The organism is Verrucosispora sp. TAA-831, assembly GCF_050780145.1.
GTDB lineage: Bacteria > Actinomycetota > Actinomycetes > Mycobacteriales > Micromonosporaceae > Micromonospora.
This window is the reverse complement of sequence record NZ_CP192240.1, coordinates 2,990,001-3,009,148: the sequence shown is the minus strand read 5'-3', so window position 1 is coordinate 3,009,148 and position 19,148 is coordinate 2,990,001. Positions and strand designations below refer to the sequence as shown.

The window sequence follows — 19,148 nt, the reverse complement described above, 5'->3', positions numbered from 1 at the left end:
CGTCTCCAGCGCGCGGGCGTCAGGCCCGGCCGCTTACGGGGTGCGGGCGTCAGGCTCGGCCGCTTTGCGGGCGTCAGGCCCGCGACCGCACCAGCAGCGCGGCGAGCAGGTCCAGGTCCGCAGCGAGCAGACTCTCCAGTTGGTGTACGCCGTCGCGAGGGTCCAGCGGCACCTCCGCCGGTACGGCCAGCACCGCCGCACCGGCGGCGACCGCGCTGGCCACCCCGGTCGCCGAGTCCTCGATCGCCACACACTCGTCGATCGGTACGCCGAGCAGCCGCGCCGCCGTCAGGTACGGCTCCGGATGCGGCTTGGTGGAGTCGACCTCGTCACCGCAGACCACCACGTCGAAACTGTCCCGGCCCAGGGTGTCCAGGGCGATCTCGACCAGGGCCCGGCCACTGGAGGTGACCAGCGCGGTCGGGATCCGGGCCTGCCGGACGGCGCCGAGCAGCGCCAGCGCGCCGGGACGCCACTGTAGGCCGGTGCGGAACAGCTCCAGGATGCGGGCGTTGATCCACTCGGCGCTGAGCTGCGGATCGCGGTGCGGCTGGCCCAGGTCGTCGTGCAGGATCCGCATCGAGTCGGCCATCCCGGTGCCGACGATCGCGCGGCGGGCCTCGGCGGAGAGGACACCTCCGTAGCTCTCCGCGAGCTCCTGAAGGGCGACGTCCCACAACCGCTCGCTGTCCACCAGCGTGCCGTCCATGTCGAAGAGCACTGCGGCCGGTCGGGCGCTGCTCACCGGATCCTCCTCGGGTCGGGTACCCGGTCGATCCTTCCAGCCCGCCGGAGCCGCCGGTCGGGCGACGCCCGACACGGTGACGTTCGTCAACCGAGATCGCAGGCGGCCAGGGAGCGCTCATAGCCCCGGAAGAACATCGCGGCGCGCTGCTCCGGGGTGCCGTGCGAGCCCTCGGCGAACCACGGCTGCCCAGGATCGTCGCCGACGGCCAGCAGACCCTCGTTGAACTCGTCGAGGTCCCCCTCGTCGAGAGTCAGCGTGCCGGCGCGTACCGAGTCGCCGAGGTACGCCCCGGCCATGCAGTCGGCCTGCAACTCCTGCTGGATGGTGAAGTCGTAGCGGATGCCGAGCCGGGTCTGGACGCCGTGCGCGTACTCGTGGCCGAGCAGATAGAACACGAACGCGTCGCCGATCTGCCGAAACGCCCGGAACGACCAGTTGACGTCGTAGGCGATGTAGTCGCTGACGGTGCAGTAGACCGCGTTGTTGCGCGGCACCTCCTGCCCGCCGCAGGAGACCTCGCCGTCCCGCTCGTACGGGATGATCCGGCGGATCGGCTGGAAGGACAGGCCGGAGGCGCGGAAGTACTCGGCCCAGTACCGTTCGGCGAGGCGCGTGGCGTCGGCCATGTCCTGCTCGAACTCCTCGACGGTGTCGGTGCCGTCGGCCCGGGTCACCTCGGTGCTGGGCGACGCCGGTGCGGGTGACTCGGCGGGCCCGGTCGGTGCGCCCACCGGCTCCACCATGCAGGCGGTGGCCGCCACCAGCGCCACCGCCAGCCCGGCGAGCCTCCCCCGGCTCCGCTGCCCCGCACCTACCCGCACCCTGTGCCTCCCGCCTCGACGCCGGACCAGTACCCCGACGGTAGAACCGTCACGCCCGTCACCGTCTGGTACGCCGTACCGGCCGGTCCGGTTCACCGGCACCGTCCACGTGATCCTTTACACCGGGCGCGGTATGACCTCAGCACTGGCGGCCTGCTCTCAGGGGCTGGCGGCGAGAAACACGAAGGCGGCCAGCAGCACCAGGTGCACCCCGCCCTGGAGCAGGGTGGCCCGGCCCGGCACCACGGTCAGCACGCCGGTGACCACGGTCAACGCGAGCAGGGTCACCTGGGTGCCGCCCAGGCCGAGCAGCAGCGGACCCTCCAGCCAGATCGAGGCGATCGCGATCGCCGGGATGGTCAGCCCGATGCTGGCCATCGCCGAGCCGAGCGCGAGGTTCAGGCTGATCTGCACCCGGTCCCGGCGGGCCGCGCGGGCGGCGGCCAGCGTCTCCGGCAGCAGTACGAGCAACGCGATGATGACGCCGACGAACGCCGGAGGAAGGTTCACCGCGGCCACGCCCGCCTCGATCGCCGGGGAGACCGACTTGGCGTCGCCGACCACGGCCACCAGGGCGACCAGCAGCAGCCCGAGGCTCGCCATGGCCTGCCGGGTCGACGGCGGATCGGCGTGCGCCTCCTCCGGCAGCACCTCCCCCGCACTGCCGACGGGCAGGAAGTAGTCCCGGTGCCGGCCGGTCTGCACCATCACGAACAGCGCGTAGAGCGCGAGCGACACGACGGCGGCGAAGGTGAGCTGGGCCGGACTGAACTGCGGGCCGGGGCGGCCGATGGTGAACGTCGGCACCACCAGGCACAGCGTCGCAAGGGTGGCCACGGTGGCCAGCGCACCGCCGGTCCCCTCCGGGTTGAACACGGCCAGTCGTCGGCGCAGCGCGCCGATGAGCAGCGACAGGCCGAGGATGCCGTTGCACGTGATCATGACGGCGGCGAAGACGGTGTCCCGGGCCAACGACTCGGTCTTCTCCCCGCCACTGATCATCAGCGTGACGATCAGCGCGACCTCGATGACGGTGACCGCCACCGCCAGCACCAGCGAACCGTACGGCTCGCCGACCTTGTGCGCGACCACCTCGGCGTGGTGCACGGCCGCCAGCACCGCGCCGGCCAGGAAGAACGCCACCACGATGACCATCACGCCGGTGAGCTTGCGGTCCCACGTCAGCCCCAGCACCAGGAGGGCGGCGACGGGCACGGAGACGGTCCAGGTGGTCATGGCGCGACGCAACGCGGGCATGATCTGGATCCTGCCAGCAATAATGATCATGAGCGGCGAACCGGCGAAGACTCCCCCGACCGCGCCTGGCGGTAAGGAGGGGACCCTTCCTATACCGGAGGCGTTAGGAGGGTGCCCTTCCTTTCACACAGCCCGCCGCGCGCAGCCCGCCGCGTCGTACGGGCTGATCGGGACGTGAACGATTCGGTCGCTCGTACTTTGGGCCGATCCGGCGGCGCCGTCCCGTTCCTACGATGGACTCGTGTCGGCTCTGTTGCGCTCGGTGTGGGAGGAGCCCGCTCCGACCGGCGCGCCGCGGCGGGTGTGGCGGGACTGGCTGCTGCTCGCGGTCCTCGCGCCGGTCGCGCTCGTGGAGGGGCTCGTCCGGCCCGACCTGGCCTGGCGACCGCTGTCGGTGGCGGTGGCGGTGGCGCTGACGGCCACCGTGCTGTGGCGGCGGACCCGGCCGCTGTCGATGGTCGCGCTCGCCTTCGGCATCTGCGGGCTGGTGCCCCTGCTGACCGACCGGGACGCTCTCCAACAGGACGTCCTGGCCTTCGTCCTGCTGCTGGTGTACGCCCTGTTCCGATGGGGCTCCGGGCAGGCGGTCGTGCTCGGCGCAGTGATCGTGCTCGGCAAGCTGGGCCTGTGGGCCGCCGCCGGTCAGGTCGGTCTCGCGGACACGGTCGCCGCCTTCGTCGTGCTGTTCGCCGCCGCCACGCTGGGCAGCAGCGTGCGGTACCGGGCGCGGGCCCGCCAGCGCGAGCTGGACCAGGTCACCCTGCTCGAACGGGAACGGCTCGCCCGCGACCTGCACGACACCGTCGCGCACCACGTGTCGGCGATGGCGATCCGGGCCCAGGCCGGACTCGCCGTGGCGGCCACCCACCCGCAGGCGGCGATCGAGGCGTTGCAGCTCATCGAGGCAGAGGCGTCGCGGGCGCTGGCCGAGATGCGCGGCCTCGTCCGGGTACTGCGGACCGACGAACCCGCCGTGCTGACGCCCGCGCCGCGCATCGCGGACCTGGCCGGGTTCGCGGCGCACGCACCGGACGGCCCGGCCGTGGAGGTGCGGGTCGTCGGCGACATCGACGGCCTCACACCGTCCGTGGACCGCGCGGTCTACCGGCTCGTGCAGGAGTCGGTCACCAACGCCCGCCGGCACGCGCGGCACGCGACCCACATCCGGGTACGCGTCGAGGTGGACGACGCGTCGGTCCGGGTACGCGTCAGCGACGACGGCGAGAGCCCGGCCGGACCGCTTCCCGGCTCCGGGTACGGGCTCGCCGGGATGGCCGAACGCGCGGCGCTGCTCGGCGGCAGTTGTGCCGCCGGACCCGGCCCCGAGCAGGGCTGGATCGTCGACGCGGTGCTGCCCCGGGCCGGAGTGCCCGCGTGACCCGACCGGCGACCGGCGGGCCGTACCCGTCGGTCGGCGACGGCACCCGGCGGATCCGGGTGGTCGTCGCGGACGACCAGGAGATCATTCGCAGTGGACTCACGATGATCCTCGACGCCCAGCCGGGCATCGAGGTCGTCGGTACGGCCGCCGACGGTCACCACGCCGTGGAGCTGGCCCGGCGGCTGCGGCCCGACGTGTGCCTGTTCGACATCCGGATGCCGGGTGTGGACGGCATCGAGGCGACCCGACGGCTCGCCGGGCCCCGGGTCGCCGACCCGCTCGCCGTCGTCGTCATCACCACCTTCGACCTCGACGAGTACGTCTACGCCGCACTGCGTGCCGGAGCCCGGGGCTTCCTGCTCAAGGACGCCGGTACGGCGCTGCTGACCCAGGCGGTACGTGCCGCGGCCGACGGTGACGCGCTCATCGCGCCCAGCGTCACCACCCGCCTGCTGCACGCCTTTGCCGACGCCGGGCCGGCCGCACCGCCCCGGCAACCCGTCGACCCGCTCACCGAACGCGAGGAGCAGATCCTCGCGGCGGTGGCCCGGGGACGGACCAACAGCGAGATCGGGGACGAGTTCCACGTCAGTCTCAGCACGGTGAAGACGCACGTGGCGAGCCTGATGGCCAAGCTCGGCGCGCGGAACCGGGTCGAGATCGCCATCTGGGCGTACGAGACACACCGGGTACGCGGCCGGTAGCGACGTCCGGTCGGCGCGGACGCCGATGGTACGAGCGTCGGCTCACTCCGGGGACCGACGGCGCCCGAGCCCATCCACCGATGAGTCCGCGCCGCCGTGAGCCGAACATCGATCCATGTCCACGAACCGCTTCCTGGGCCGACACGAGTGGGCGATACCCACCGGCCTGATCCTGCTCGCCCTCGTCCCGGTGGTCGCCGGGGTCGTCCGGACCGTCGAGCTGTCGGGCGATCCGACGGTGACGCCGGGCAACGCGCGCTTCGTCGCCGATCCCGGGCCGGTGCTGGTCCACATCGTCACGGCGAGCGTGTACTGCCTGCTGGGTGCCTTCCAGTTCATGCCCGGCTTCCGGCGTCGGCGACCGGGGTGGCACCGGGTCGCGGGGCGGCTGCTGGTGCCGACCGGGATCCTCGCCGCGCTCTCCGGCATGTGGATGGCCGCGTTCTATCCCCTCATGCCCATCGACGGTGCGTTCCTCATCGGGCTACGGCTCTTCTTCGGCGGTGCGATGGCCGGCTGCATCGTGCGCGGTCTGCGCGCCATCGTGCGGCGCGACGTCAGCCGGCACCGCGCGTGGATGATCCGTGGCTACGCCATCGGCCAGGGTGCCGGGACCCAGTTCCTGACGCACCTGCCGTGGCTCGTGGCCGCCGAACCTCCGGGCGAGTGGACCCGGGCGTTCCTCCACGCCGCCGGCTGGCTGATCAACCTGGCGGTGGCCGAGTGGATCATCCGCCACGGGTCGGCGACGCCTGCCGGTCCCGGCCGCCCGTCGGTGCCGGTGCCGGTGGACTCCGGGGCGGCGACCGACGCGGACGGTGGCGGGCCGAGAACGCCGCTGAGATCGGCCGGCCGATTCAGCCCATGGACTTCGCGCCGTCGATCGCCTCTCGGATGATGTCGGCGTGCCCGGCGTGCTGCGACGTCTCGGCGATGACGTGCAGCAGCACCCGTCGGGCCGTCCAGCGGGCACCCGGCTCGAACCAGGGTGCGGCGGGCAGCGGCTGGCTGACGTCCAGGTCGGGCAGGCTCCGGACCAGGCCGTCGGTGCGGGCCGCGACCTCGTCGTACGCGGCGAGCACGCCGGCCAGGGTCTCACCCGGCAGTAGCCGGAACGACTGTGCGTGGCGCTCGTGGACGGCGGGGTCGTTGTGGTCCGGTGCCGAGGCCGGGCCGTCGACGATGAAGTCGGCCCAGCCCCGTTCGACGTCCGCGACGTGCTTGATCAGGCCGCCGATGCACAGCTCGCTGACCGTGCTGCACGTCGCCGCCTGCTCGTCGGTCAACTCCCGGGCGGTGTTGCGCAGGAAGAATCGTTGCTGCCGCAGGGCCTGCAGCAGGTCCGCGCGCTCGGGCGGCAGGCTGCTCTCGGACTGTGGGCTGCTCCCCGCCATGGCTGGTCCCTTCGTCGGCGTCCACCCGACGCTAGCGGTGACCACCGACAGATTCCGGCGGACGACGCCGGGGCTACCGGCCGCCGGTCAGCACCTCCCGCATCCGGTTGATCTCGACGCCCTGCTCCACCACGACGCTGCTGGCGAACTCGTTGATGATGATGTCGGTGCCCAGCGTCAGCACCTCGTTCGCCATCGTGATGGCGCCCTGGTGGTGCGCGGTCATCATCGTGACGAACATCCGGTCGAACTCGGCGCCCCGGGCGGCGGTCAGGCGGTTGAGCGCCTCCGCCGTCTGCATGCCGGCCATCTCGTGCCGGTGCCCGTCGCCGGAGTCGCGGGTGAGCCCACGGTCGGTCAACCAGGTCTCCAGGGTCTTGATCTCCGGGTCCTGGGCGGCCAGGATGCGGTCCGCGATGATCTTCAGGTTCGGGTTCTCGGCCCGCTCACCGACCAGTCTGGCCATCACCAGGGCCTGCTCGTGGTGCGGGATCATCATGGTGACGAAGCGGGTGTCGGCGTTGTTGTGCGGCGGCCGGGCCATCGGCGACATCTCGTTGGCCGACAGGGTCTTCGCCGGTTCACCGGGGACGCCCGGCATCAGCACCGGAGCGGTGGCGTCCGGGATACCGGGCAGGTCGAGCGGCGCGGGCTCGTTCGTCTGCGCCGTCGGCGCGGGCTCACCGTCCGGCCACGACACCGCCACCGCGATCCCGACGGCCAACACCGCGAGCACGGCCAACTCGATCAGCACAAGCTTCCGGGACTGCCGCAGCAGCCCGCGGATCCGCACACCTAGCACAACTCGACTCCCGCCGTTCACAGTTGGCCGGGATCGTAGCGCGGGCCTGAGCTGCGACGGGAGGGCCGCGACCGGCAGAACGATCGTTTAGCCCCACCTGCGGCAGTTTGCGCCGAGACATCGGTGGCCGTGTTGCTAAACCGTGACCACATGGCCGACGATCGAGCACCCACGGCAGGGTTAACCTCCGCTAACCCTGCTCATCCCTGTCGAAGGGTGTTCCTACATGTTCAAACCGACCCCACGAGGGAGCCGAAGGCTGGGAATCAGCCTCGCCGCCACAGGCGCCCTTCTCGTCGCGGGTGTCGCGGTCGCGCCGTCGAGCAGCGCCGCCGAGACCGCCGCGAACACCATCCCGGCCGTCGACGAGATCGTCAGCAGCCCCAACCTGACCCAGATCGCCAACGTCCCGAAGTTCGGCGGGTTCGCCAGCGAGGCCGCGTACAACTCGGACCTGGCGTTCCAGGACAACCACGTCATCGCCGGCAACTACAACGGGTTCAGCATCTTCGACGTCAGCAACCCGGCCTCACCGCAGGTGGTCAGCCAGGTCGTCTGCGTCGGAGCGCAGGGTGACCCGTCGGTCTACGGGAACCTGCTGTTCCTCGCGGTCGACTCGCCCCGCAGCGACGACTCGTGCAGCAGCAGCGCCGGTTCGGTGGCCCAGCAGAGCTCCTGGGAGGGCGTCCGGATCTTCGACATCAGCGACAAGGCGAACCCGCGCTACATCAAGTCGGTCCGCACCGACTGCGGATCGCACACCCTGACGCTGGTGCCGAGCAAGGACGACAAGAGCGTCTACGTGTACGTCCAGTCGTACAGCCCGTCGAACAACGCGTTCTACTGCAAGCCGCCGCACGACAAGATCTCCATCATCGACGTGCCGCTGGACAACCCCACCAGCGCCGCCGTGGTCGCCACCCCGGTCCTCTTCCCGGACGGCGGCAACACCAACACCAGCGGTTGCCACGACATCACCGCCTACCCGGAGCTGGACCTGGCCGCCGGCGCCTGCATGGGTGACGGCGTCCTGATGGACATCTCCGACCCGGTGAACCCGGTGGTCCTGAGCCAGGTGCGCGACACCAACTTCGCGTTCTGGCACTCGGCCACGTTCAACAACGCCGGCACCAAGGTCGTCTTCACCGACGAGCTGGGCGGCGGCAGCGGCGCGATCTGCACCCCGGCCTACCGGGCCAACCAGGGCGCGAACGCGTTGTACGACATCGTCGGCTCCGGCGCGGACCGTCGCCTGGTCTTCAAGAGCTACTTCAAGATCCCGCGGGAGAACACCGCCCTCGAGAACTGCGTGGCGCACAACGGCTCGCTGATCCCGGCGATGGGCCGCGACATCATGGTCCAGGCGTGGTACCAGGGTGGCGTCTCGGTCATCGACTTCACCGACTCGGCCAACCCGGTCGAGATCGCGTTCTGGGAGCGGGGCCCGCTGTCGGACACCCGCCGGATCCTCGGCGGCGCCTGGTCGACGTACTACCACAACGGTTACATCTACTCCAACGACATCCAGAAGGGACTCGACGTCCTCAAGCTGGACGACCCGCGTACGAACAACGCCCGCGCGGTCGTGGCCTTCGACGAGCTGAACGTGCAGACCCAGCCCAGCTACCCGGAGTGCACCACCGTCCTGCGTGGCCGGCACAACGGCAGCATGACCATCTCCTCCGGCATCACCTGCATGGACGGGGTCACCCAGAACGGCGCGATCAAGGTGAACCCGGGTGCCGGTCTGATCGTGTTCAACTCGAACCTGAACGGCGCGATCCACGCGCACAACGCCTCGGTGGTCTCGATCGTGGAGAGCCGGGTCAACGGTTCGGTGAACGCGATCGGCGCGACAATCCGTGACACCAAGGTGAACGGGTCGGTGCGGACGAGCTGATCCGCACACCCCGTGCACAGCACCACCTCCGGCCCGGCGGTCTCCGCCGGGCCGGAGCCCGTCCCAGCCCGAGGACTGCGGGTGACCTGCCGCAACGTGACTGTCGGGGCGGCCTGTTACGGTCTCGCCGCCATCGCGGTCAGGTCGGAGGTTGAGAGTGTTCAGAACGCACGTGTCGTCGTTCGCCGGTCTTCCGGTGCGCCCGTTCACACCGGGGATGGAGGTGCCGGCGGATCCGTCTGCGGTGGCCTGGCGGCTCGAGGTGGGGGATCTCGGCGACGAGCCGGAGCCCGAAGAGTTCGTCGCGCTGGTCGAGACGATGATCAAGGAGGTCCCGGCCGAGTCGGTCCGCGCCGTCGTGATCGGCGAGTGGGGGATGGCGTACGAACGGCCGCTGCCGGTGGAACTCCTGGTGAACGCCGTGTCCCGGTGGACCGGGCTCCGGGCGCTCTTCCTCGCCGACCTGGTCTCCGAGCAGTGCGAACTCTCCTGGCTGACCCACGACGACATCACCGGACTGCTGACCGCCTGTCCGCAGTTGGAGACGCTGTGGGTGCGCGGCGGCCAGGACCTGCGGCTGGACGCCGTCCGACACGTCGGCCTGCGGGAGCTGCGGTTCGAGTCCGGCGGTCTGCCCGGCGCGGTGGTGCGGTCGGTCGGCGAGTGTGACCTGCCGAACCTGGAGCGGCTGGAGATGTGGCTGGGGCGATCGGACTACGGCGGCGACGCCACCATCCACGACCTCGCCCCGCTGCTCGCCGGCGCCGGGCTGCCGGCACTGCGGCGGCTCGGGCTGCGCAACGCCGCGATCGCCGACGTGGTCGCCCGGGTGGTCGCCACCGCACCGGTGGTGTCCCGGCTCTCGGTGCTCGACCTGTCGATGGGCAACCTCACCGACAAGGGGCTCACGGCGCTGCTGGCCGGGCAGCCACTGACCCACCTGGCCGAGTTGGACCTGCACCACCACTACCTGTCCGAGCCGGCACAGCAGCGCGTCGTCGCGGCCCTGCCGGGCGTACGCGTGGACGTGTCCGGCGGACGTGCCCCGCACGTGTACGACGGTCGGACCTACCGCTTCACCGCGGCCGGGGAGTGAGCGGGCATGACGTTCTCCTCGCACCTCACCGAGTTCGCCGGCCGTCCGGTGGTCGAGTTCCCGTTGGAGGGGCCGCTGCCGACGGTGACCGGCCCGGTCTCGTGGCGCGTCACCTATCCGGAGTTCGACGGCAAGAGCGAGGAGAAATTCTCCGAGGCCTTCGCCGCCACCTTCGAGCGGTTCGTCGCGCAGGTCGGTCCCACGGTCGAGTCCCTGGTCATCGGCGCCTGGGGGTACGCGGCCTTCAACCCCGCGCCGATCGCACAGATCTGCGCGGCAGCCGATCGACTGCCGGCCCTGCGTTCCCTGTTCCTCGGTGACATGACCTTCGAGGAGTGCGAGGTCTCCTGGATGAAGGTCGGTGACGTCAGTCCGCTGCTGACGGCGTACCCGGAGCTGGAGGTGCTCTGGGTGCGCGGGGGCGAGGAGTTCGACTTCTCCCCCGTCCAGCACGACAACCTGCGCGAGCTGGTGGTGCAGAGCGGCGGGCTGTCCCGCGAGTTCGTCGGCGCGGTGCTCGACTCCGACCTGCCCGAGCTGGCCGACCTCGAACTGTGGCTCGGCACCGACGACTACGGCGGCACCACCGAGGTGGCGGACCTCGCCCCGCTGCTGGCCGACGAGCTCTTCCCGGCACTGCGCCGGCTGGGCCTGCGCAACGCGATGATCACCGACGACATCGCGGAGGCCCTGGCGACCGCGCCCGTGGTGCGCCGCCTGGAGGTGCTGGACCTGTCCGACGGCACGCTGAGCGACGAGGGGGCGCAGGCGCTGCTCGCCGGTCAGGCGCTGACCCACCTGACGGTGCTGGACCTGCACCACCACTTCATGTCCGAGGAGGTCGCCGATTCCGTGGTGGCCGCCCTGCCGGACGTCCGGGTGAACGTCTCCGACCCGCAGGAGGCGGAGGAGTACGACGGCGAGAGCTACCGCTACACCGCGGTGTCGGAGTGACATGCGGTTGACCGTGGTCGGCAATCCCGGCAACCGTCGGGTGTCGATGTTCAGCGACGCGGTGCGGGCCGCCGGCCTGCCCCGGCCCGAGGTGCTGCCCTGGTGCGACGTGCTGACCGGGGCCGCACCGCCACCGGCGGGCACGATCGTGCGGGTGGACTCGCCCGGGGAGGATGCCCGGGTCGACCGGTTGCTGCGCCGGTCGGCCACCATCGCCCGGCACGGCGAACTGGTCGGCCTCGCCGACGCGTACGCCGGTCTGGTGGGCGGTATGGCCCGGGTGGCCGCCGGTGGCGCGACGCTGCTCAACCCGCCGGAGGACGTCGCGGTGCTCTGCGACAAGCGGCGCTGCCACGCGCGGCTGGCGGCGGCCGGGGTACCGGTGCCGGACGCGTTGCCGCAGGTCGGCGGCTACGCCGAGCTGCGGTCGGCGATGGCGCAGGCCGGTTGGGGCCGGGTGTTCGTCAAGCCCGCGCACGGCTCCTCGGCCGCCGGGGTCATCGCGTTGGCGGTCGGCACCGGCCGGGTACAGGCGGTGACCACGATCGAGCAGACGCCCGAGGCGTTGTTCAACTCGCTGCGGCTGCGCCGCTACACCGACGAGACGCAGGTCGCGGCCATCGTGGACCGGCTCGCGCCGGAGGGTCTGCACGTGGAGCGGTGGCTGCCCAAGGCCGGGGTCGGTGACCGGGTGGTCGACCTGCGGGTGCTGGTGATCGCCGGTCGGCCCGGCCACGTGGTGGTGCGGTCGGCGCGCGGACCGCTGACCAACCTGCATCTGGGCAACGCCCGCGGTGATCTCGACGAGGTGCGGCGGACCGCCGGAGCCCGACAGTGGTCGGCGGCGATGGAGACCTGCGAGCGGGTCGCCGCCTGCTTCCCCGACTCGCTGCACGTCGGCGTGGACCTGATGTTCCTGCTGGGCTGGCGGCGGCACGCGGTGGCCGAGGTCAACGCGTTCGGTGACCTGCTGCCCGGGGTGCTGGCCGACGGCCGGGACAGCTACGCCGCCCAGGTGCACGCCCTGACCGAGGGCGGATGGCGTCCCGGGCGGGCGCGTACGGTCCCGCCGGAGGTGGTCGGATGCGGAGCCTGATCGGGAGCCACGACCTGCTGCTGGTCACCCTCGACACGCTGCGCTACGACGTGGCGGCCGAGTTGGCGGCGGCGGGCCGGACCCCGCACCTGACGCGGGTGCTGCCGGGCGGTCGGTGGGAAAGCCGACACTCCCCGGCCAGCTTCACCTACGCCGCGCACCACGCCTTCTTCGCCGGGTTCCTGCCCACGCCGGTGCCCCCGGGTCGCCACGACCGGCTGTACGCGGCGGCTTTCCCGGGCAGCGAGACCTCCGGTGCCGACACGTGGGTGTTCGACGCGCCGGACCTGCCGACCGCGCTCGCCGACGTCGGCTACCACACGCTGTGCCTGGGCGGGGTCGGCTTCTTCAACCGGCGAACTCCGCTCGGGGCGGTCCTGCCGGGGTTGTTCCGCGAGGCGCACTGGGAGCCGGAGTTCGGCGTCACGTCGCCCACCTGCGTGGACGCCCAACTCGACCGGCTGGCGAAGGTGGTGGCCGACGTGCCACCGACCCGGCCGTTGTTCACCTTCCTCAACGTGGCCGCCCTGCACCAGCCGAACCGGCACCACCTGCCCGACGCCTCCGACGACGACCTGGCCAGCCACGCCGCCGCCCTGGAGTACGTGGACGGCCGGATGGCGCGCTTGTTCGGCCTGGTCAGCGGCCGGGGGCGGCCGGTGTTCACGATCATCTGCTCCGACCACGGCACCGCGTACGGCGAGGACGGGCACACCGGCCACCGGATCGGCCACGACGTGGTGTGGACCGTCCCGTACGCGCACTTCACCCTGCACCCTGGAGAATGGTGACCAGCACCGACGCGGGCCTGGACGGTTCGCCGTACCAGCAGTACCTCTACGCCTACCCGCACAAGACCTCGTACCGGGCGTTGCGCCCCCGCCCGCCGTTGCACGACGTGTGGCGGGAGCAGTCACGCGAGGCCCTCTTCCTCTATCTGCACGTGCCGTTCTGCGAGATGCGCTGCGGCTTCTGCAACCTGTTCACCCGGGCCAACGCGCCCGCCGAGCAGGTCACCGCATACCTGCGGCAGCTTCGTCGGCAGGCCGAGCAGGTCGCCGAGGCGCTCGGCGGCTCGACCGGGTACGCCCGTGCGGCCTTCGGCGGCGGGACCCCCACCCATCTGACCGCCGACGAGCTGACCGAGCTGTTCGATATCGCCACCACGACCCTCGGGGCGCGACTGCCCGGCGTACCGCTGTCGGTGGAGACGTCACCGGCCACCGCGACCCCGGACCGGCTCGCGGTGCTGGCCGCGTACGGCACCACCCGGGTCAGCATCGGGGTGCAGAGCTTTCTCGACGTCGAGGCCCGCGCCGCCGGTCGACCGCAGCGGCGCGACGAGGTGGACGCGGCACTGGCGGCGATCCGCGACGCCCGTGTCCCGGTGCTCAACATCGACCTGATCTACGGCATCGACGGGCAGACGGCCGACACCTGGCGGCAGAGCCTCGACGCGGCGCTGGCCTGGCGTCCCGAGGAGCTGTACCTCTATCCGCTCTACGTCCGGCCGCTCACCGGCCTGGGGCGGCGGGCGCACGCCCGCGCGGACTGGGACGCGCAGCGTCTCGCGCTCTACCGGCAGGCCGTGGAGACGCTCGGCGCGGCCGGCTACCGGCAGGAGTCGATGCGCCAGTTCCGCCGGGCCGACGTGCCCGCCCCGGACGGCCCCGACTACTGCTGCCAGGACGACGGGATGGTCGGTCTGGGTTGCGGTGCCCGCTCGTACACCACCGCGCTGCACTACTCGTTCGACTACGCGGTCAGCGTCTCGCAGGTACGCGCGGTGCTCGACGACTACCTGGCCCGACCGGCCGACGACTTCCGGTACGCCGAGTTCGGGTACCACCTCGACGGCACCGAGCAGCGCCGTCGGTGGCTGCTGAAGTCGCTGCTGCGTGTCGACGGGGTCGACCCGGACGCCTACCTGGCCCGGTTCGGTCGCCCGCCGGGCGAGGACTTCCCGCAGCTCGACCGGCTGGTCGCGCGGGGTTGGGCCACCGACGGCGGGCTGCGGCTCACGCCCTCGGGGCTGGCCCGGTCGGACGCCGTCGGCCCCTGGTTGACCTCCGCCGAGGTGCAGCACGCGATGGCCGGGTACGTGCCGCGATGAACCTGGCGATCCTCTACCGCGGCCCGCTGGCGAGCTGCAACTACGACTGTCCGTACTGCCCGTTCGCCAAACGCCGCGACCCGCCGGAGCTGCTCCGCGCCGACCGGGAGGCGTTGACGCGGTTCACCGACTGGGTGGCCGCGACCACCGACGTCCGGTTGTCGGTGCTGTTCACGCCCTGGGGCGAGGGGTTGACCCGACGCTGGTACCGGGAGGCGATGGTGTCGCTGTCCCACCTGCCGCACGTGGAACGGGTGGTCATCCAGACCAACCTGGCGGCCCGGGTGGACTGGCTGGCCGAGGCCGACCCGAGCGCCGCCGCGCTCTGGACGACCTACCATCCGGGGCAGGTCACCCGGGAACGGTTCCTGCGACGCTGCGCCCGCCTGTCCGAGTTGGGTGTCCGGTACTCCGTCGGGGTGGTCGGGCTGCCCGAGCACCTGGCCGAGGCCCGGGCGCTGCGGGCCCTGCTGCCCGACGAGGTCTACCTGTGGGTCAACGCGGCCGAGGGTCGGCGCTACGACGCCGCCGAGGAGACGATCTGGACGGAGGTGGACCCGCACTTCGGCTACAGCGTGCGCCCGCACCTGTCCCTGGACCGGCCCTGCCACGCCGGGGAGACCGCCATCTCCGTGCGCGGTGACGGCACCGTACGCCGCTGCCACTTCATCGACACCCCGATCGGCAACCTGTACGACGGGTCGTGGCGGGCCGCGTTGACGCCCCGGGCGTGCAGCAACGCGATCTGCGACTGTCACATCGGCTACGTGCATCTCAAGCCGCTCGGCCTGCGGGACGTCTTCGCGGGCGGGCTGCTGGAACGCATTCCGGCCGGATGGCCGGGAAGACCGGCCGGGCCGGTCTGACCAGGAACGTCACCGCCGAGGGTGGACCCTCCGGTGCGCCGCTGCGGTCAGGGTCGGGTCGCCATCCGGCGGGTCAGTTCGGCCGCCCGGTACGCCGCGACCTGACGCGCCTGTCCCGCCACGAAGCGCCGCAGCAGCAGCGGGGCACCGGCGGTGACCGACTCCCGGATCCGCGTACCGCCGGTCTCGGTCGTCAGGTCGACCACCGCGCGCAGCCACACCCACCCCGGGCTCCGGACGTCGCTGACGATCTGGCTGCCGGGACGGGTCGCCACCATCCGCACCCGGATGGGGTTGTCCCAGCGCAGCGGACCGGCCAGCCGGAACCGTTCGACGGCGACGTAGTCGGTGACCGCGCGGCCGTCGGCGTCCCGGCCGGTGCGTACGTCGCAGACCGCCACGATCAGCGGCGACAGGCCGATGTAGCTGTGCGGATCGGTCAGGTGGCGGTAGACCTCGTCCGGCGACGCCGCGACGACACCACTCGTCTCGAACACGATCGACGATTTCCGATCATCGGGCACGCCTCATCCTGCCACGCCCTCACCGGGTGCGGTCGACTGGCATACTCGACCCCGACCAGGTGGGGACCGGACAATGTGGTGGTCAGGTGCAGTTCCGCATGTTGGGACCGCTGGAGGCTGTCCGGGACGGGCACGCCGTGCCGCTCGGTGGGCCGAAGCAGCGGGCGCTGCTCGCGCTCTTCCTGCTGCGCCCGAACCGCTTCGTCGCCGCCGACTGGCTGGTCGACGCGCTCTGGGACGGCCGCCCGCCGGCCAGCGCCGAGATCACGCTGCGCACCTACGTGGCCGGGCTGCGTCGCGCGGTCGAGCCGCAGCGCAGCCGCCGCGAGCCGGCCCGCGTCCTGCGCAGCCACCCCCGGGGGTACGAGTTGCGCGTCGCGCCGGAGGACGTCGACGCGGTCCGGTTCCAGCGTCTGGCAGCGCACGCGGCGCACACGCTCACGGCCGGCGACGCCGACTCGGCCGAGCGGGGCTACGCCGAGGCGCTGGCCCTGTGGCGGGGTGAGCCGCTGACCGGGGCCGCCGAGCTGAGTGCGGTGCGTCCCGAGGCCGCCCGACTGACCGAGGCACGCCTCGGTGCCGAGGAGGGACGGTTCACGGCCGCCGTGGCAGCCGGACGGCACGCCGCCGTACTCGCCGAACTGCGCCACTTCGTGGCCGCGAACCCGGTACGCGAGACCGCCCGCGCCCAGTTGATGCTCGCGCTCTACCGGTCCGGGCGACAGACCGAGGCGCTCGCCGCCTTCGACGAGGGCCGCCGGATCCTGACCGACGAGTACGGGATCGACCCCGGCGAGCAGCTCCGCGAGGTGCACCGCCGGATCCTGGCCCAGTCCGTGCCATCGGCCGCGTCCGGCACCGGGATCGCGCAGGACCACTCGTCGACCATGCTGACCGGCCCGGCCACGGGCACTCCGGCCCCCCGGCCCGGACCGAGGCACGGGGTGACCGGCGCATCGGCTCCGGCGCTGCCGACGGATTCCCTGGTCGGCCGGGACGCCGAGCTGGCCGGGCTGGTGGCGGCGCTGATGGCGGCCACCGGCGGCGGTGGCCGGGTCGCCGTCGTGGAGGGCGAACCGGGGATCGGCAAGACCAGCCTGGCCGCCGCGCTCGACGCGCACGCCGGGGCGCGGGGCGTACCGGTGGTGTGGGGTCGCTGCCCCGACGTCGGACAGACGCCGCCGTTCTGGCTGTGGAACCAGGTGGTGCGGACGCTCGCGGCGATGCCGGCGGCGGGCGAGACCGGGTCGGCGAGCCCGCTGGACGGCTTCGCGGCCGGACCGGCGGACGCGTCGGCCGGCGACGCGGCGCCCGACCCGACGGCCCGGTTCCGCGCGTACGAGGCGGTGGCGGACCTGGTGCGTACGGTCGCCGAGGCGGCCGGTCTGCTGGTGGTGCTGGACGACCTGCACGCCGCCGACCCGGACTCGCTGCTGCTGTTGCGGTTCCTCGCCACGCCCCTGGCCGACGCCCGGGTCCTCGTGCTGGCCACGACGCGCCCCTACGAGCACCATCCGGTGCTGGTGGCGACGGTGGCCGACCTCGCTCGTGGTGCGGGCTTCCGCCACCTGCGGCTGACCGGGCTGACCGACACCGACGTGGCCGACCTGGTCCGCCGCCGCACCGGCACGCCCCCGCACCGGCAGGTGGCGGCGCGTCTGGCCACCCGGACCGGAGGCAACCCGTTCTTCATCACCGAGTTGCTGCGGGCCGGCACCGACCCGGCGGACGCGGACCTGCCGCCGAGTGTCCGGGACACCGTCCGGCTACGCCTCGGTGACCTGCCCGACTCGGCCCGCGACTGTCTGGAACTGCTCGGCGTGGCCGGACACGACCTGGACGCGCAGACGATGGCGACGGTCCTTCAGGTCCCCGCGACGCGGATCGCCGAGGGGTTGACGGCGGCGTACGCGGCGGCGTTGGTCGCCGAGGCCGGACCGGGCACGGTGCGGTTCCGTCATCCGCTGTTCGCGGAGGTGACGTACGCGCACCTGCCGCCGCCGCGCCGCGCCGCGCTGCACGCCCGGCTGGCACTGGCGTACCAGCGGGTCGGGGGTGTCGCCCCGGCCGAGTTGGCCCACCACTTCGGGCAGGCGATCGGACTCGGGCACGGCGAGGACCATCTGCGCTGGTCACTGGCGGCGGCCGACGACGCGACGCGGCGGTTCGCGTACGAGGACGCGCTCGGCCACCTGGACCGGGCGGCCCGGCGGCTGTCGCCGCTCGCCGGCACCACACCGTCGGCGGCGGCCACCGAACTCGGCGTCCAGTTGCACCGGGCCGCCCTGTTGCAGATGACGGTCGGCGTCGGCGCCGACGCCGTCGACGAGGTCTGTGCCCGTGCCCGGGAGCTGCTGGCGCTGGTCGGTGCGGAGACCGACGTACGGCCCGCGTTGTGGGCGCTCGGCGAGTTGGCCGCCAACCAGGCCGACTACGCCGGCTGCGCCGAACTGGCCGAACGGTTGGTCCGGGCCGACGACGGCACCGGGCTGATCGCGGCGGCCGGCGAGTACCTGCGGGGTGTGGTCGGCTACTTCACCGGCGCACTCGTGGAGGCGGATCGGCGACTCACCGCCGCCGTCGATCGGCTGCGCACGGTCGACCCGGATCTGCTGGGCCGCCAGGTCGGTCGGCTGCCGGTGTTGGCCGCGTACAACTTCCGGGCCCTGGTCCGGTCGCTGCGGGGTGCCGGCGAGGACGCCCGGCGGGACATCGCCGAGGCGGAACGGCTGGCCGAGCGGCTCGCCGACCCGTACGGACGGGCGAATGCGGCACTCTTCGCGGCCTGGATGGGGATGCAGGAACGCGACGTGGCGGCGGTACGCGCGGCAGCCCAGCGGTGCCGCGAGATCGGGGCGGCCAACGGCATGCCGCACTTCGTGACCACGGGCGGCTTCTTCCTGGAGTGGGCGGCGGCGCGCGGTGGCGAGCACGACCGGCTCCCGGCGATGCGGGCGGCGGTGGAGGGCATCTACCGCCCCGGGTTGCGTGCCACCCGCACGGTCACGTACAGCGCGATGGCCGAGGCGTACCTGGCGGCGGGCGACGCGTCGACGGCCGCCGAGTTGGCCGACGAGGGTCTGTCGGTGGTGGAGCGGCTGGGCGAGTCGGTCCTCGCGCCCGAGCTGCACCGCATCCGCGGCATCGCCCGCCGCGACCCCGCGGCCCTCGCCACCGGCGCCCGCCTGGCCTCCGCCCAGGCCAACACCCTGCTCCGCTCCCGCTTCCCCCACCCCTGACCCACCCCACCCACCCACCCACCCAGCCCGACCAAGCCAGATCCCACCAGGCCGAGCCGACCCGGTCAGGCCGACCAGGTCGGGTTTCCGGCAGTCCCGACCCGCGCAGGGATCAAGCCTGACCGCCCGGAGCGGGTCGGGCCTGCCGGAAACCCCACCCACGCGAAAAACCAGAACCCCAACCGGAAATCTACGAAACCTCCACACCCGCCCGCTGTGCTGAGCCGGTCAACAGTCCCCGCCCGGCCACCCC

At 72.5% G+C, this 19,148-nt stretch carries 16 protein-coding genes and 1 pseudogene; 11 read left to right on the top strand and 6 right to left on the bottom strand.

Features of this window, described 5'->3' with window-relative positions; translation table 11 throughout:
• Positions 1-73: 73 nt before the first annotated feature.
• The 3 genes from ACQVFL_RS13545 to ACQVFL_RS13535 all read right to left on the bottom strand — a co-directional run bounded on the left by ACQVFL_RS13545 (position 74) and on the right by ACQVFL_RS13535 (position 2,826).
• The gene (locus tag ACQVFL_RS13545; RefSeq protein WP_396694167.1) at positions 74-721 is read right to left on the bottom strand and encodes an HAD family hydrolase; all 648 of its coding nucleotides are present in this window, start codon (positions 719-721) and stop codon (positions 74-76) included.
• Positions 722-831: 110 nt separating this feature from the next.
• Entirely contained in the window at positions 832-1,599 is a 768-nt protein-coding gene (locus ACQVFL_RS13540; protein ID WP_431729825.1) for a neutral zinc metallopeptidase, read from the bottom strand.
• 129 nt (positions 1,600-1,728) lie between these two features.
• Complete coding sequence (locus tag ACQVFL_RS13535) at positions 1,729-2,826, bottom strand: calcium:proton antiporter (RefSeq protein WP_396693704.1); 1,098 nt, start codon at positions 2,824-2,826, stop codon at positions 1,729-1,731.
• 241 nt (positions 2,827-3,067) lie between these two features.
• Between ACQVFL_RS13535 and ACQVFL_RS13530 the strand changes: the two genes are divergently transcribed.
• From ACQVFL_RS13530 to ACQVFL_RS13520, 3 genes are all read left to right on the top strand, one after another.
• Positions 3,068-4,204 carry a sensor histidine kinase gene (locus ACQVFL_RS13530; RefSeq protein ID WP_431729520.1) on the top strand — a complete coding sequence of 379 codons (1,137 nt, stop codon included), beginning with the start codon at positions 3,068-3,070 and terminating at the stop codon, positions 4,202-4,204.
• Between the two features lie 104 nt (positions 4,205-4,308).
• Complete coding sequence (locus tag ACQVFL_RS13525; RefSeq protein ID WP_396694171.1) at positions 4,309-4,911, top strand: response regulator; 603 nt, start codon at positions 4,309-4,311, stop codon at positions 4,909-4,911.
• A gap of 115 nt (positions 4,912-5,026) precedes the next feature.
• Entirely contained in the window at positions 5,027-5,809 is a 783-nt protein-coding gene (locus ACQVFL_RS13520; RefSeq protein ID WP_431729519.1) for a DUF2306 domain-containing protein, read from the top strand.
• Here the strand turns inward: ACQVFL_RS13520 and ACQVFL_RS13515 are convergent.
• Together ACQVFL_RS13515 and ACQVFL_RS13510 are read right to left on the bottom strand one after the other, a co-directional pair.
• Positions 5,769-6,305 (bottom strand): DinB family protein, encoded by a 537-nt coding sequence (locus ACQVFL_RS13515; protein ID WP_431729518.1) that lies wholly within the window; start codon positions 6,303-6,305, stop codon positions 5,769-5,771. The genes ACQVFL_RS13520 and ACQVFL_RS13515 overlap by 41 nt on opposite strands.
• Before the next feature lie 73 nt (positions 6,306-6,378).
• Positions 6,379-7,098, bottom strand: a complete 720-nt coding sequence (locus ACQVFL_RS13510) for a DUF305 domain-containing protein (protein ID WP_431729517.1) — start codon at positions 7,096-7,098, stop codon at positions 6,379-6,381.
• Positions 7,099-7,333: 235 nt separating this feature from the next.
• On the opposite strand from ACQVFL_RS13510, the pseudogene ACQVFL_RS13505 reads away from it, so the two are divergent.
• The 7 genes and pseudogenes from ACQVFL_RS13505 to ACQVFL_RS13475 form a co-directional block, all read left to right on the top strand.
• Positions 7,334-8,725, top strand: a pseudogene (locus ACQVFL_RS13505) (LVIVD repeat-containing protein); the annotation flags it as partial.
• Between the two features lie 439 nt (positions 8,726-9,164).
• Positions 9,165-10,103, top strand: coding sequence for an STM4015 family protein (locus ACQVFL_RS13500; protein ID WP_431729516.1), 939 nt, complete (start codon positions 9,165-9,167; stop codon positions 10,101-10,103).
• Positions 10,104-10,109: 6 nt separating this feature from the next.
• Positions 10,110-11,057 carry an STM4015 family protein gene (locus ACQVFL_RS13495; RefSeq protein WP_396693716.1) on the top strand — a complete coding sequence of 316 codons (948 nt, stop codon included), beginning with the start codon at positions 10,110-10,112 and terminating at the stop codon, positions 11,055-11,057.
• 1 nt (position 11,058) lies between these two features.
• Positions 11,059-12,153 (top strand): STM4014 family protein, encoded by a 1,095-nt coding sequence (locus tag ACQVFL_RS13490; protein WP_431729515.1) that lies wholly within the window; start codon positions 11,059-11,061, stop codon positions 12,151-12,153.
• On the top strand, positions 12,141-12,944 hold the full coding sequence (locus ACQVFL_RS13485; RefSeq protein ID WP_431729514.1) for an STM4013/SEN3800 family hydrolase: 804 nt from the start codon (positions 12,141-12,143) through the stop codon (positions 12,942-12,944). The genes ACQVFL_RS13490 and ACQVFL_RS13485 overlap by 13 nt, the downstream gene beginning before the upstream one ends.
• Positions 12,938-14,266, top strand: coding sequence for an STM4012 family radical SAM protein (locus ACQVFL_RS13480; RefSeq protein WP_431729513.1), 1,329 nt, complete (start codon positions 12,938-12,940; stop codon positions 14,264-14,266). The genes ACQVFL_RS13485 and ACQVFL_RS13480 overlap by 7 nt, the downstream gene beginning before the upstream one ends.
• Positions 14,263-15,132 (top strand): STM4011 family radical SAM protein, encoded by an 870-nt coding sequence (locus tag ACQVFL_RS13475; protein ID WP_431729512.1) that lies wholly within the window; start codon positions 14,263-14,265, stop codon positions 15,130-15,132. The genes ACQVFL_RS13480 and ACQVFL_RS13475 overlap by 4 nt, the downstream gene beginning before the upstream one ends.
• Before the next feature lie 47 nt (positions 15,133-15,179).
• Here ACQVFL_RS13475 and ACQVFL_RS13470 read toward each other — a convergent pair whose 3' ends face one another.
• The gene (locus ACQVFL_RS13470; protein ID WP_431729511.1) at positions 15,180-15,656 is read right to left on the bottom strand and encodes an SRPBCC family protein; all 477 of its coding nucleotides are present in this window, start codon (positions 15,654-15,656) and stop codon (positions 15,180-15,182) included.
• Between the two features lie 98 nt (positions 15,657-15,754).
• Here ACQVFL_RS13470 and ACQVFL_RS13465 point away from each other — a divergent pair, with 98 nt between their 5' ends.
• On the top strand, positions 15,755-18,895 hold the full coding sequence (locus ACQVFL_RS13465; protein ID WP_431729510.1) for a BTAD domain-containing putative transcriptional regulator: 3,141 nt from the start codon (positions 15,755-15,757) through the stop codon (positions 18,893-18,895).
• Positions 18,896-19,148 lie beyond the last annotated feature (253 nt).

Excerpts from the sequence above, each read along its gene's own strand:
- ACQVFL_RS13520 (WP_431729519.1), top strand. The coding sequence starts at position 5,027 with ATGTCCACGAACCGCTTCCTGGGCCGACACGAGTGGGCGATACCCACC.
- ACQVFL_RS13515 (WP_431729518.1), bottom strand. The coding sequence starts at position 6,305 with ATGGCGGGGAGCAGCCCACAGTCCGAGAGCAGCCTGCCGCCCGAGCGC.
- ACQVFL_RS13485 (WP_431729514.1), top strand. The coding sequence starts at position 12,141 with ATGCGGAGCCTGATCGGGAGCCACGACCTGCTGCTGGTCACCCTCGAC.
- ACQVFL_RS13465 (WP_431729510.1), top strand. The coding sequence starts at position 15,755 with ATGTTGGGACCGCTGGAGGCTGTCCGGGACGGGCACGCCGTGCCGCTC.
- ACQVFL_RS13490 (WP_431729515.1), top strand. The coding sequence starts at position 11,059 with ATGCGGTTGACCGTGGTCGGCAATCCCGGCAACCGTCGGGTGTCGATG.
- ACQVFL_RS13525 (WP_396694171.1), top strand. The coding sequence starts at position 4,309 with ATGATCCTCGACGCCCAGCCGGGCATCGAGGTCGTCGGTACGGCCGCC.
- ACQVFL_RS13480 (WP_431729513.1), top strand. The coding sequence starts at position 12,938 with ATGGTGACCAGCACCGACGCGGGCCTGGACGGTTCGCCGTACCAGCAG.
- ACQVFL_RS13475 (WP_431729512.1), top strand. The coding sequence starts at position 14,263 with ATGAACCTGGCGATCCTCTACCGCGGCCCGCTGGCGAGCTGCAACTAC.
- ACQVFL_RS13535 (WP_396693704.1), bottom strand. The coding sequence starts at position 2,826 with ATGCCCGCGTTGCGTCGCGCCATGACCACCTGGACCGTCTCCGTGCCC.
- ACQVFL_RS13495 (WP_396693716.1), top strand. The coding sequence starts at position 10,110 with ATGACGTTCTCCTCGCACCTCACCGAGTTCGCCGGCCGTCCGGTGGTC.